The 13,957-nt window shown below is 24.0% G+C and carries 13 protein-coding genes and 1 riboswitch; of the genes, 12 read left to right on the top strand and 1 reads right to left on the bottom strand.

The window, feature by feature from the left end; genetic code table 4:
- The first annotated feature begins 1 nt into the window (after position 1).
- Positions 2–943 carry a DHH family phosphoesterase gene (locus SFLOR_RS04525; protein WP_100916885.1) on the top strand — a complete coding sequence of 314 codons (942 nt, stop codon included), beginning with the start codon at positions 2–4 and terminating at the stop codon, positions 941–943.
- Positions 944–1,007: 64 nt separating this feature from the next.
- Here the strand turns inward: SFLOR_RS04525 and SFLOR_RS04520 are convergent, their stop codons facing one another.
- Positions 1,008–1,892: a hypothetical protein gene (locus SFLOR_RS04520; RefSeq protein WP_100916884.1), complete on the bottom strand. Its 885-nt coding sequence runs from the start codon at positions 1,890–1,892 to the stop codon at positions 1,008–1,010.
- A gap of 79 nt (positions 1,893–1,971) precedes the next feature.
- Here SFLOR_RS04520 and ftsY point away from each other — a divergent pair, with 79 nt between their 5' ends.
- The 11 genes from ftsY (at position 1,972) to SFLOR_RS04465 (ending at position 13,955) form a co-directional block, all read left to right on the top strand.
- On the top strand, positions 1,972–2,958 hold the full coding sequence (gene ftsY, locus SFLOR_RS04515) for a signal recognition particle-docking protein FtsY (protein ID WP_100916883.1): 987 nt from the start codon (positions 1,972–1,974) through the stop codon (positions 2,956–2,958).
- A complete protein-coding gene (ylxM, locus tag SFLOR_RS04510) occupies positions 2,951–3,274 on the top strand; it encodes a YlxM family DNA-binding protein (protein ID WP_169919198.1) in 324 nt (107 codons plus the stop codon). Before ftsY ends, ylxM begins: the two co-directional genes overlap by 8 nt.
- Positions 3,274–4,038, top strand: coding sequence for a TIGR00282 family metallophosphoesterase (locus tag SFLOR_RS04505; RefSeq protein WP_100916881.1), 765 nt, complete (start codon positions 3,274–3,276; stop codon positions 4,036–4,038). Before ylxM ends, SFLOR_RS04505 begins: the two co-directional genes overlap by 1 nt.
- Before the next feature lie 121 nt (positions 4,039–4,159).
- Entirely contained in the window at positions 4,160–4,525 is a 366-nt protein-coding gene (locus SFLOR_RS04500; RefSeq protein WP_100916880.1) for a hypothetical protein, read from the top strand.
- A gap of 69 nt (positions 4,526–4,594) precedes the next feature.
- Entirely contained in the window at positions 4,595–5,560 is a 966-nt protein-coding gene (locus SFLOR_RS04495; protein WP_100916879.1) for a serine aminopeptidase domain-containing protein, read from the top strand.
- 36 nt (positions 5,561–5,596) lie between these two features.
- Positions 5,597–5,690: riboswitch (SAM riboswitch) on the top strand.
- Positions 5,691–5,743: 53 nt separating this feature from the next.
- Positions 5,744–6,877 (top strand): methionine adenosyltransferase, encoded by a 1,134-nt coding sequence (gene metK, locus SFLOR_RS04490; protein WP_100917138.1) that lies wholly within the window; start codon positions 5,744–5,746, stop codon positions 6,875–6,877.
- Between the two features lies 1 nt (position 6,878).
- Positions 6,879–7,541 carry a copper homeostasis protein CutC gene (locus SFLOR_RS04485; RefSeq protein WP_100916878.1) on the top strand — a complete coding sequence of 221 codons (663 nt, stop codon included), beginning with the start codon at positions 6,879–6,881 and terminating at the stop codon, positions 7,539–7,541.
- Positions 7,538–8,848: a methylenetetrahydrofolate--tRNA-(uracil(54)-C(5))-methyltransferase (FADH(2)-oxidizing) TrmFO gene (trmFO, locus tag SFLOR_RS04480; protein ID WP_100916877.1), complete on the top strand. Its 1,311-nt coding sequence runs from the start codon at positions 7,538–7,540 to the stop codon at positions 8,846–8,848. The genes SFLOR_RS04485 and trmFO overlap by 4 nt, the downstream gene beginning before the upstream one ends.
- A gap of 26 nt (positions 8,849–8,874) precedes the next feature.
- Positions 8,875–9,582, top strand: a complete 708-nt coding sequence (locus SFLOR_RS04475) for a hypothetical protein (protein ID WP_100916876.1) — start codon at positions 8,875–8,877, stop codon at positions 9,580–9,582.
- Between the two features lie 81 nt (positions 9,583–9,663).
- Positions 9,664–11,532 carry an acyl-CoA carboxylase biotin carboxyl carrier protein subunit gene (locus SFLOR_RS04470; protein WP_100916875.1) on the top strand — a complete coding sequence of 623 codons (1,869 nt, stop codon included), beginning with the start codon at positions 9,664–9,666 and terminating at the stop codon, positions 11,530–11,532.
- A 155-nt stretch (positions 11,533–11,687) separates the two neighbouring features.
- Entirely contained in the window at positions 11,688–13,955 is a 2,268-nt protein-coding gene (locus tag SFLOR_RS04465; RefSeq protein WP_100916874.1) for a glycoside hydrolase family 65 protein, read from the top strand.
- Positions 13,956–13,957 lie beyond the last annotated feature (2 nt).

The raw sequence follows: 13,957 nt of genomic DNA, 5'->3' as shown, positions 1-13,957 counted from the left end.
TATGATTAAAAAATTTCTAGAAAAAATTAAGGAACATAAGAAGATAATATTATTAAGACATATTTTTCCTGATTTTGATGCAATTGGGTCACAAATGGGATTATATAGATTTATAAAAGAAAATTTCTCAAATAAAATAGTGCTTTGCGGTGGAGAATTGCCAATAGAATATGAATGTATTGGCAAAAATGATAAGTTACAAGAAAATGATTTTCAAGATGCACTAGTTATTATTACAGATACTGCAATAACTTCAAGAATCGATATATCAAATATAGAATGACTTAAAAAAGCTAGTTGTGTATTCAAAATAGATCATCATATAAATGTTGAGAAATATGGAAATTATGAAATAGTTAATAGTTCTTGTCCTGCTACTTGTGAACTTTTAACAGATATATTTTCACAAACTGATTTAATTTTTTCAAAAGAAACAGCTTTTAATTTATATCATGGTTTAGTAACAGACACTGACAGATTTATGTATAGAAATGTCACTGAAAGAACTTTTAGAATGGCAAGTATCTTAATGTCGAAAAATATAGACTTAAATTTAATTTATAAAAATATATATGGTTTAGATGGAAATGAAATTAAATTAAAAGCTTATATTTTGCAAAATTATAAAATGTCTGAAAATAAAATAGCATATATTGAATTAACAAAGGAGATATTAAGCGATTATAATATATCAGATGTTAATAAAATAGCACTTTGAGTTAATATGCTAGGAGAGATAAATTCTGCAAAAGTATGAATCTTTTTTGTAGAAAATAAAGATTATGTCAGAGTTGAATTTAGATCAGATAGTATAAATGTATCAAAAGTTGCAAAACATTTTGGTGGTGGAGGTCATAAAACTGCATCAGGAGCAAAAGTACAAGATATGCAAACTTGTAAAAAAATAGTTAAATATTTAAACTCTAAATTGAGTAATATTTAATTATTAAAACAAATATAGTCTCAGTTAAATAAAAAGAAGAAGAGCAAAATTGTTCTTCTTCTTTTTATTTTATTTTATTTAAAGTAATTAATTTTGGAACTGTAAATAATTTATCTGATAAAGAAATTGTAACTTTATTTTTTCTTATTTCTTCTATTGTAAAAATATCATCATAATTTTTAACATTTTCTTTAAAGAAAGAATGTTTTTTTATTCAATTAAAGATTTCTCTTTTAAATATGTTTTCATTTACAGAAAAGTTAATATATTTATCAAATCCTTCATTTCCAAAAGATTGTGAATCTCTTAATAATTTAAAATCTAATTTTGTATCATTTAAGAAACTAGCATTTAAATATTTAGGGTTCTCATTTTCTAATTCTTCAAAATCTATAAATTCTCAAAATTCATTAATATTATCTAAAAATAATACTGATGAAGAATATCTATCGAAGATTTTTTTAAACTTAGACTTTAATAAATCTTCAACTTCTAATTGAATATAATTACTTTTTGTTAGAATTAATGGATTATTCTTTAAAAAATTATTCATTACATAAATGAAATCATTGATTTTATCGTAATTAAATAATACTAAATTAAATTTAAGTATTATATTTTCATTTAAAAGTTTTAAATTGTTTTTATCTTTAAAAAGAATAGTTAATTCTCCATCTTCAATTTTTAAAACTTCAAAAGTTATATTGTTAAATAATTCCTTTCCAAAATCATCTACATAAAAAGCTTCTTTTAGAATTTCTTCAAAATTCTCATTTGTTAAATTCTTTATATCCATTTTGTTTTCAACTCTGTGATATAAAAAGTCATCCATAGCTAATAAGTATCTTGTATATTTACTTGCGTATTTATTTTCATTTTTTAGAGTTGAAGTAACTCCAGCTGAAACAGCTAAACTTAAAGATAGTCAAACTGATAGTAGTTTTTTCATAATTTTTCCCTCACACATTAATATATTTATAATACATTATTTTTATTATACAATTAATAAAGAGAAAAGAGGAAATTTTATGGGATTTTGAAGTAATTTAAAACAAAGAAGAGAAACAAAAAAACAAATTAAAAAACACAAAAAGGACCATAAAAATACATTAACTTTTTCAAGTGATATTAAAAAATTAAGTAAAAATTATAAAGAACCAAATTCTGACTTTTTTGAAGAATTAGAAAATATTTTAATTAAAACTGATATGGGTATGAAAATGGTTTTGGAAATTTCTAATAGAGTGCAAAAAAAATCAAAGCCTAAACACTCATTTAATGAAATAAAAGAGATATTAGTAGAGCAAATTTATGAAACTTACACAGATAGTGGAAAATTTAAAACAGAGTTAAATTATAAAGATAAAAGATTAAATGTTTTTATAATGGTTGGTGTAAATGGTGTAGGAAAAACAACAAGTATTGCAAAAATAGCAAATTATTATTCAAATATGGGCAAAAAAGTCTTAATTGCAGCAGCAGATACATTTAGAGCAGGAGCTGTTGAACAATTACAAGAGTGATGTGATAAAAGACTTAAAAATGTAGACTTAGTAAAATCACAAAATAATTCTAAAGATCCAGCAAGTGTAGTTTTTGATGGTATTAAAAAAGCAAGTGAAGAAAAATATGATTTATTATTAATTGATACAGCAGGAAGACTTCAAAATAAAGAAAATTTAATGAGAGAATTAGAAAAAATGACTAAAATTATTCAAAAAAGTGTAGTTGATGGTCCTCATGAAAGATTACTAGTTATTGATGCTCAAACAGGACAAAATGGAATAAGTCAAGCAAAAGCATTTTCAGAAACAACTAATGTAACAGGAATAGTTCTTACAAAAATGGATGGTACTAGTAAGGGTGGAATAGCTCTTGCAATTAAAGATACTTTAAATATACCTGTTAAGTTAATTGGAACAGGTGAAACTGTCAATGATATAGAAGAATTTGATGTTGATAATTATATTTGAGAATTAACATCTGATTTTATGGAAAATGATAAAAATGATTAATCAAGATATTCAAAAAACAGCTAATTTAGCAGAATTGTATGATTACTATAAAAATTTATTAACAGAAAAACAATCTCAATACTTTGAACTATATTTTTTTGAAGATTTAACTTTACAAGAAATTTCAGAAGAGTTTGGTGTATCAAGAAATGCAGTTTATGATAGTATAAATAAAACTTCAATAATATTGATAGATTTAGAAGAAAAATTAAATTTAAAATTAAAAAATACAAAAATTAAAGATATTTTAGATAAAGCCAAAATTAATAAAATATCAATTGACCAATTGATAGTGGAAGTGGAGCAAAATTTATAATGAATTTTTTAATAATAGGAGATGTTTACTCTAAATCAGGAAGAGATATATTAGAAAAACATTTAAAATCAATTGTGAAAAAAAATAGTATCGACTTTATTGTTGTTAATGGAGAAAATATAAGTCATGGAAAAGGGATAAATAAGAATCATTATGATTTTCTTAAGAAACTTGGAGTTGATGTTATTACTACAGGAAATCATGTTTTTAAAGTAAAAGAAACATTAGAATACATTAATGAAGTTAATGATCTTTTAAGACCTGCAAATATGAATTCTTACAATTTAGGTATTGGAACAAATCAATATAATTGAAAAAATAAAAAAATAAGAATAACAAATTTGATGGGTAAAAGCTTTATGGAGCACGTTAATAATCCTTATGAAATTATGGATAAAATAATTGAAAATGATGATTCTGATATTCATATAGTAGATTTTCATGCTGAAACAAGTGCAGAAAAAATAGCATTTGCTTGAAATTATGATGGTATTATTACAGCTCTTGTTGGAACACACACTCATGTGCAAACAGCTGATGAAAGAATACTTCCAAAGGGAACAGCATTTATTACAGATTTAGGAATGACAGGACCAATTAACTCAATAATTGGGGCAAATCCAGAAGAAGTTATACATAAAGAAAAAACTGGATTACCAGTGAAATTTAAACCTTCAGAAAATCAAGGTTTACTTTGTGGTGTTATTTTATCTATAAATGATAAAAATAAAGCTATTTCTATAGAAAGATTGCAAATTAAGTAATAATTGAAAAAAGATTTTAATTAAATAAATTAATATTTAATTGACAATTTATTAGAAAAAAGATTTAATAAAAATTTGTGTATAATATTTTTGACAAAGGATATTTTTAGGAGCATAAAATATGAAAAGATATGATAAACTTAGAAATTTACACGAAACATTATTTGCTTTGGACAAGGAAATTCAAAATATTTGTGCAGGTATAGAACAAAAGCTTGGAAAAGCTTTAAAATATAAAGATACATTTAAAAGAGTTATAACAGAAATTGAACTGGAAAGTAAAAATGAAATATATGGTAGACCATCAGTTTCTGATTTTGAAAATACTAGAATTAATCTTGAACAAGATGCTGGTAATCTTATATATGAAGCAATTAATGTTATGGGTGGTCAAGAGTTTATAGTTAGAAAACAAAGTGTTATATTTGCATTTTGATTTATGGGACAATTTGATGTCTATGCATTAGATTTATCAAATAAAAATTAATAAAATATTTACGATAATAAACACTGAAAAAAAGGTGTTTTTTTCTTTATAATTAAGAAAGGTGATTTTATGGGAGTTTGAGAAGCTGTTTGAGACTTATTAAGTATAATTATTTATTCAATATTGGGTACATTTGTTTTAATTTTTTTATTAGCTTTAATAATTAGAATTATTAATTTTAATAAACTTAAAACTAAAAGAAAACCAATTATTAAAAGTGAATTAATTAAAAAGAAAATGTTTAAAACAAGTGATGGTTATGAACTTAGATGATTTGGAGAAATTAATCCAAATAGTGAGTATATAATTATTGGAATTCATGATATGTTTAGAAATCGAAAAGATTTTGATAAAATGGAAGTTTGATTAAATAAGAATAAAAAGAGTAATTGTTCATTAGTTTCTTTTGATCAAAGAAATTGTGGAGAAAATATAGTTGAAAAACAATTCCATTTTGGCTGAACAATTTCTGATTTAAGAGAAATAATTAAAGATATTAGTGAAAAAAATCCTACAGCGAAAATTATTTTGTTGGGAGAAGGTTTTGGAGCAACAATAGCAAGTTTTTTATCAGATAATGAAAAGGTTTATAAAATTATTTCTTGTTCATTAAGATTAAATCATGCTTATCAAAAAACTTTTGGATTTTATCTAAAACTTTGATGGGGAACTTTATTTAAAGCAGATACAAAACTTATAAGTCCTATTAATGGTATAGATTTAACAGATGATAGTGTTTTTGCCAAGAAAATTGAAGATGAAAATTTAACTAAAAATTTATTTAATACCAAAGATTATTACTTATGAAAAAAAGCTAATAAAATTAGTATCAAAAATATTAATAAATCAAAAGAAAAGATGTTATTAATACTTTCGAATAATGATTTTTATTGTAATTCAAAAAAAATTGCTAAATATTTATCAAAACTTAATAAAGATAAATATATTTTTGAAAAAGTTAAGGGATATAAGCATTATATTTTAAATACTAATAATTCTGAAAAAATATTTGAATTAATAATTAAAAGTTTATAAATATTTGATATTATTACTTTAGAAAACTTAAAAAAATTCTTATTAAGAACTGCTGAGAGAAAAAACTCTATGAAGTGGTAGCAACCTATTCAATTAGGTGCTTAAATTAAGGGGAAACCAACGATGAGAGAAAAAAACTTCTCTTTTGTTGGGAGAAGTTTTTATTTTAAAAGGAGAAAAATTATGAAAAGATTATTTACTAGTGAATCAGTTTCTGAAGGACATCCTGATAAGATTTGTGATCAAATCAGTGATGCTATTTTAGATGAATGCTTAAAACAAGATCCAAATGCAAAAGTAGCATGCGAAACTTTTGTTACAGAAAATTACTTATTAATTGGGGGAGAAATTACAACAAAAGCTAAAGTTGATTATGCATCAATTGCAAAATGAGTTTTAGAAAGAGTTGGATATAATAATTCTGAAACTGGAATCGATCCAAAAACTTGTGAGATTATAGTGAGAATAAATACTCAATCACCAGATATTGCAATGGGTGTAGAGCAAAAGGAAATGGGTGCAGGAGATCAAGGAATTATGTTTGGTTATGCCAATAGTGAAACACCAACTTATATGCCTTATTCAATTCAAGTTGCTCATGATTTAGTTCATATTGCTTCAAAATTGAGAAAAGCAAAGCAATTTAAATGAGCTCAACCTGATATGAAATCACAAGTTACAATGGACTATACAAATGAAAATAATCCTAGAATTGAAACGATTTTAATGTCAATTCAACATGATGAAGATTATAATAAAGAGGAATTTGAAAAATTTGTTAAAGTCAATATTATGGATGTAATAGCAAAAAGATATAATTTAAATACTGATTTTAATGTATTAATAAATCCAACAGGAAGATTTGTAATTGGGGGGCCAAAAGGAGATACTGGACTTACTGGAAGAAAAATAATAGTTGATACTTATGGAGGTTATTCACGTCATGGAGGTGGAGCTTTCTCAGGAAAAGATCCAAGTAAAGTAGATAGAAGTGCTGCTTACATGTGTCGTTATGCTGCAAAAAATATGGTAGCTGCTAAATTAGCAGATAAAGTAGAAATTCAAGTAAGTTATGCAATCGGTAAATCAGAACCTGTTTCAATATTTATTGAAACTTTTGGAACAAATAAAGTATCAATGGATATAATGTATAAAGCTTTAAAAGAAAATTTTGATTTTAAAGTTAGTTCAATTATTGATAAATTAGAATTAAAACTGCCAGTTTATTTTAGAACAAGCAAATATGGACATTTTGGTAAAAAAGAATTTAATTGAGAAAAATTAGATAAAATAAGAGAATTAGAGGCATATTTATAAAATGTTATTAGAAGTAATTGCAAAAGATTTAAATGATATAGAGCTTATAAATAACTCAAAAGCAAATAGAATTGAATTTTGTAGAGAGTTAAAAATTGGAGGATTAACACCATTTAGTGAAGATATAATAAGTGCTTGTAATAGATCTAAATTACCAGTTAATGTTATTGTAAGAAATACAGCAAGAGATTTTTTTTACACTGAAGATGAAAAAAATGAAATGTTAGAACAAGTTAAATTTATTTCAAAAACTAAAGCAAATGGAATAGTTATTGGAGCTTTGAATAAAGACTTAACAATTGATGTTGAATTCATTAAACAAGTTATTAAAATAAAAGGTAATTTGGATATAACTTTCCATAAAGCTTTTGATGAAGTAAAAGATTTTATAATATCTTATAAAACTTTAAATGAACTTAAAATAACAAATGTTTTAACAAGTGGTGGACATGATATTGAAAAAGGTAAGCAAATAATAGAAGAATTATGTTCTTTAAATTTATCAACAAAAATTTTAGTTGGTGGGGGAATAAATCAACAAAATTTTTTAAGCTTTAAAAAAATATCAAATAATATTCATGTTGGTTCATGTGTAAGAGATGATTTAAGTTGAGATAAATCAGTCAATTTAAATAAAATAAATGAATTGTTGGAGTTAGAATAGTGAAAGTTATAGTAGTTGGAGCTGGTTTAGCTGGATGTGAAGCTGCATGACAGTTAGCTGAAAAAGGAATTAAAGTTCATCTTTATGAAAAAAAGAAACTTCAAAAAAATGAAATTCAAAAGTTAGATACTTTTTCTGAATTAGTTTGTTCAAACACTTTTAGAAGTGTTTCAACTCAAAATGCAGTGGGAATACTTAAAAAAGAACTTGAACAGTTAGAATCATTTATATTGGACTGTGCTTATAAAACTCAAATACCCTCAGATGATGCTCTTGCTGTTGATAGAGAATCTTTTTCTAAACTTGTAGATGAAAGAATAAGAAAGCATAAAAATATAGAAGTTTTTGAAGAGGAATTCTTAGAAATAGATAAAGATAATCAAGACATTATTTTAATTGCAACAGGCCCTTTATCTTCTAATGCTTTTCAATTAAAAATAGAAAAAATGTTAGGAAAACAGAAGTTATTTTATTTAGATGCTTCATCACCAATTTTAGAGAAAGAGTCTATTGATTTTACAAAGGTTTATTATAAATCTAGACATAGTGATGATAATAGCTATATTTGTATTCCTTTAAATGAAGAAGAATTTAACATTTTTCATGAAAAATTAATAAATGCTCAACAAGTTAAATTAAAAGATTTTGAACAAGAAATATTTTTTAAAGGGTGTCAACCAATTGAACAATTAGCAAAAATTTCTAAAAAAGTATTGTTAAAATCTGCAATGTCTTCGAATAATCTTGAAAATAAAAATGGAATTAAACCATACTCTGTAGTTCAATTAAGAAAAGATGATGCTATTGATAGTCTATATAATATGGTAGGTTTTCAAACAAATTTGACTTGAAAGGCACAAAAGGAAGTATTTTCAACTCTTCCAGGACTTGAAAAAGCTGTTTTTAAAAGATTTGGTGTTATGCACAAAAATAACTTTATAAACTCACCTAAAATACTTAATAAGAGATTGCAAATGATGAGAAAGAAAAATGTTTTTTTTGCTGGACAAATAACAGGAGTTGAAGGATATATTGAGTCTTTTGCTACTGGATTAGTTGCAGCAAAAGGAATTATTAGTTTTATTAATAATAGAAAATTTGTACCTTTTCCTGAAGAAACGGTAATAGGAAGTTTAATAAACTATATTACCAATCCAAAACATAAAAAACTAAAACCTATGAAAGCAAATATGGGCTTAATAACAATTGATAAAAATCTAGAATTTAATTCTAAAGAAGAAAAAAATAAATTTGTTTATAAAAACTCTTTAACAATTCTAAAAAATTTTACCGAATTTGAACTATAAAATTAGTTTATAAGGAGGTATTTTTTTTGTATAAAAATAAAAAGCTTTGAGCTACAGTAGGATCACGCATAATATCAAATATGTCTTTTTATAAAGAATATATTTTTTCAGAAGAAGAATTATATGAATTGATAGCAAATGAGGAATATTTAATTGATGATTCACAAGAAATTTATGGAAAAAAACTAATTAATTTTCTTCAAATTTGAGAGCTTATTAGACAAAAAATAATAGAGTCTAAGGAAAATTATAGAAGAGATAATGTCCATAAATGGGCATTTAAAATAGAAGATTACATAAAAATTTATATGCTCCTTGATGAAGCAGGCGAATTTGAATATGTTTTTCAAAAGATAAAAGATGAAAAATCAAAAACTCTTAAGATGATAGAGTTTTTTGAAGAGAGTTTAATTGAAGAAGCAACTTTAGAATTATTTATAGAAGATATGTTGATAACTTTTATTTATTTTGCAATTGAAAGACCATTGGGTCAGTATACTCTTATTTTTATAAATTTAATCTCTAATGCAATGCTACTTTATAGAGGATTTGGACCAATATGACCTTCAGATAAAAATGAGATGATTGACTTTGCAAAGCAAGCTTCTCAATTAATTATTCAGTGTAAAGGTTTAAAAATAGAACATTATAATAGAACTCCTTTATTTAAGGGCTGCTATAAAAGGTTACTTGATATGTCAGAGAATAATAAGTTGATACTTGAGGCTCTATAAAAAAAATTAAATACATGCTTAAACTAGTGTAAAATAAGAAGGTATAGTGTTTAATCATAATTTAATTAAAAGGGGCTATTTATGGAGAAAATTAAGTTTAAAAATCCTAAGAAATATAAAGGTATTGTAGAGAGTGTTTTTGTAAAAGAAGGACAACCAGTTAAAAAAAATCAAGTTCTTGCTGTAATTTCAACTCAATTAGAAAAATTTGAGATATTATCTACAATTGATGGTGTTATTAGAAATATTTATGTAATAGAGTCTTTAATAGTTTCACATGGGGATACTGTTTTTGATATTTTTTCAGATAAAGAGATAAAAGTTCTTTTAAAAAAACCATCAAATATTAATGATACTTTAAGAGAGGGATTAAATGAATTTGGCTATTTAGAAAAATTAATAAATGGATCTGAAATTGATGAGGAAGAAATTGAAATGACTTTTGAAAACGATGATGACCTATCTAAATTGCAAAACTTTAGTCAGGATTTTGAACAAGAAACTAATTTAGGTGCACCAGAGAAATTAGAAAAAGATTATCAAATTGAATCTATTCAAGAAGAAAAAGAAGAAGCTCCTGGATTATTAACACAAGAAATGTCAAACTTATCTTACTCAATTATGGAAAAGTTAAATAAAGAAGAAAATGACAATAATAAAGAAATTATAGAATATAGTCAAGAAATCATTACTACTTCAAGTTCAAATGAAAATAGTGATCAAATTATTGCAGATACTCAAGAAATCTTAGTTAGTTCAAATTTAGCAGAAGAAATCAAACAAGATAATCAAGAATTGAAATCACCTGATTCAATTGAAGAAAATAATGAAATTATTGAAAATACTCAGGAAGTATTAGTTACCTCAAATATAATTGAAGAAGAATCTCAAAAAGATGAAAGAAACACTTTAATTCATGAAAGTGAAGCGGTTTCAAGCGAAAATCAAGAAACTGCAAAAGAAATTAAAAACTCTAATTATAAAAGTTCAATAAATGTAGACATTAATCAAATAGAAAAAATAATAAAAAATAATGAGCAGTTTGAAAATAAATTTAGTGTAATTGAAGAAAAAGAAAAAGAAGTTAAAGATAAAATTAAAGATATTGATATAAAAATTAATAATTTTAATTCAAAGTTATATCAAAAGATAAAAGATTCTAATAGAGAAATTGAAAATGATATAAATAAATTTAATAATAAATTTGAAGAAGTAAATACAAGAGTAAATAAATTTATATCTGAATCAAAAGAGAATAGTTCAAAAGCAATTTCCTCATTATTAACAAAAGTTAATCAAAAAATTAATAATTTAGATGAAAAAGTTAAAGAAATATCTTCACTATCATTGAAAAACTCTAGAAATAATGACCATGTTAATGAAAAAACAGTTCTTTTAACTAAAAAAGATATAGCAACATTTTCATTTAAATTAGATATTACAGCACTTGTTAATTTACAAGCACTTATGATTGAACCATTAAAAGAATCAGGAGTAGATTTAGAACTTAATGCATTTTATACAAAAGCTCTTAAAAAAACTTTAAATAAATACAATGAATTAGACTCAAAGGATTCATTTATAAGGCTAATTAAAGCTGATAATAATTCAATAAAAGATACTGTTGTTAAAATTGAAAGAGACTCAAATATTTTAGATATTTCTAAGCAAATAGCTCAAAATAATAAAATGAATAATCATAATATTAAAGTATCAATTTTTGATCTTTCAAATTTGGGAATTGATAATGCAAATTTTGGATTATCAAATAACTCAGTAATATCAATTTATATTTCATCTCTATCTAACTATTTTAAAGAAGATGGAAATTTATCAAGTTTTGTAAAAATTTCGTTTGCATTTAATCAAAATGTAATAGAGATAGAAGATGCAGTAATGTTTGGAAAAGAATTTGTAAGTATTTTAAGAAATCCAGGATTTTTAATATAATAAGAAACACTATTAATTTTTAATTAACAGTGTTTTTTTAATTTTAATCAAAATAGTAACTCTAAAAACATTTTATCTGTATATACAAGAAAATTGTAATTTTACAAAAACTAAAATGTTAAGTAATTAAAATTAAGTTGAATAGGAGTGAAAGAATGAGTTTATTAATAAAAAAGAGTGAATTTATCGCTAGAGAGAGACAAGTTGAAGAATCTGTTTTTTCTATATCAAATGGTTATTTAGGAATGAGAGCCTCGTTTGAAGAGGGTAGTATTTCTTCTATAAGTAGTATTGAAGGAACCTATATAAACGCATTTTATGATTTATTTGATATTCAATATGCTGCAAAATATACAGGCTATCCTGATGTATATCAAAGAATGGTGCCAATTGTTAATGCACAAAATATTGAGATTTTTGTAAATAATGAAAGGTATTTATTTGATGAGTCAAAAGTTCAAGATTATAAATTAGAATTTGACATGTCAACAGGAGAAATTAGAAGATGTTATAAAGTACTTATTAATAGTGAAAATTACTTGGAGTTATCATTTAAAAAATTATTATCTCAAAAAAACTTTGACTTATTTTTACAGAATATAAATATTAGAACAAATTTTAAAGTTCAGACTGAATTAAAATTAAAATTTCCCTTAATATTTAAGGAACAAGACACTGATAAGGGTATTCCAAATGATCCAAGATCGTTATTAAAAGGTCAAGAAAGTTTTACAACAATTGAAAAAAGTTTTAATAAAAATCATCAATCTATTATTTATCAAACTTTAAAATCAAAATTAAACTATATTTATTCAACAAAAATAAAAGGATTAGAAAATTTTGAGTTGAATCATGATGAAGAGGGTTTAATTTTTACTAAAAGTGTTTTACAAGAAGATGTAAACATTTATAAAATAAGTTCAATATATGAATCAAGATTGAAAGAAGTTAGTGTAAAAATTGCACAAGAATCAGTTGAGACATATAGCAAAAAAAATTATCTTGAACACTTACAAGAACATATTTTATTTTTTAAAAACTTTTGAAAAAAGGCATATGCTGATTTTGGAAATAATAATAAGCAAATTGAAACAGCAAATAATTATAATATGTTTCAATTATGAACTAATGTTGGTAAGTTAGCTTGAACTAATATTGCAGCTAAAGGTCTTTCAGGAGAAGGTTATGGAGGACATTATTTTTGAGATTCAGAAATTTATATAATAACTGCTTTAACTCTTTTTGATAGTAAATTAGCAAAGCTAATGTTAATGTTCAGATATAATACTTTAGATAAGGCAAGACAAAGAGCAAGAGTACTAAATCATCCTAAGGGAGCACTTTATCCTTGAAGAACAATAAATGGTGAAGAAACAAGTACATATTATCCAGCAGGAACAGCTCAATATCATATAAATGGAGATATAAGTTTTACAGTTATGAATTATTTTAATGCCACAAAAGATTATGAATTTATTTATAACTATGGTTTAGACATTCTTGTAGAGACCTCAAGACTGTGAGAAGACAAAATAGTAGTAACTAATGAAAAAGGTCACATTAATACAATTACAGGTCCTGATGAATATCAAATACTTGTAAATGATGATTATTGAACAAATTGTGTTGCCAAATATAATTTGCAAAGTGCAGTAGAGATATTGAATTTATTAGAAAAAACTAATAAAAATTTATATGATAAAAAAGTCGAACAATTAAAAATTGATAAACAAGAAATAAAAGATTGAGATTATTTAAGCAAAATCTTAGTAATTCCTTACAATAATAAGTTGGATTTAAATCCTCAACACGATAATTTTTTAAAACGAAAACCAATATCAAAAGAAGAAATTGAGAAGTATAAACCTCTTCTTAGAACTTTACATCCTTTATCAATAAATACTTTAAGAGTAACAAAACAAGCCGATGTTGTTTTAGCTAATTTATTCTTTTTTGATAAAGAAAAAAAATCTACAATGATCAATAATTGAAAATTCTATGATGAAACAGATACAGCTGATTCTTCATTATCAAAATGTATTTATGCAATTATGGCAGCTAGATTAGAAATAGGAGACTTTGGTTTTGACTATTTCAAAGAAAGTATTAACTTAGATATTTTAGACATTCATAAAAATACAAGCAGAGGACTTCATATGGCCAATATGGGTGGAGCAAGAATGTTTATAATATATGGGCTATTAGGCTTAAACATACATAAAAATAATATAGCAATAAATCCAAGATATAATGAAATAATATCAGAATTTAAAATAAATATAGAGTATTTACAAGAAGATATATCATTTTGTTTAAAAAACAAAAAGTTAGTTATAGAAAAATCAAAATCAGATCAAGCAATCGAAATAATTTGCTATGATAAAAAATATAGTTTGACAGAAAAATTGGAAATAGAACTTTAAAA

Origin of the sequence: Spiroplasma floricola 23-6, assembly GCF_002813555.1 — a bacterium.
Taxonomy (GTDB): Bacteria; Bacillota_I; Bacilli_A; order Mycoplasmatales; family Mycoplasmataceae; genus Spiroplasma_A; species Spiroplasma_A floricola.
Note: the sequence above shows the minus strand (reverse complement) of the source record. Positions and strands in the feature narration are given on the sequence as shown.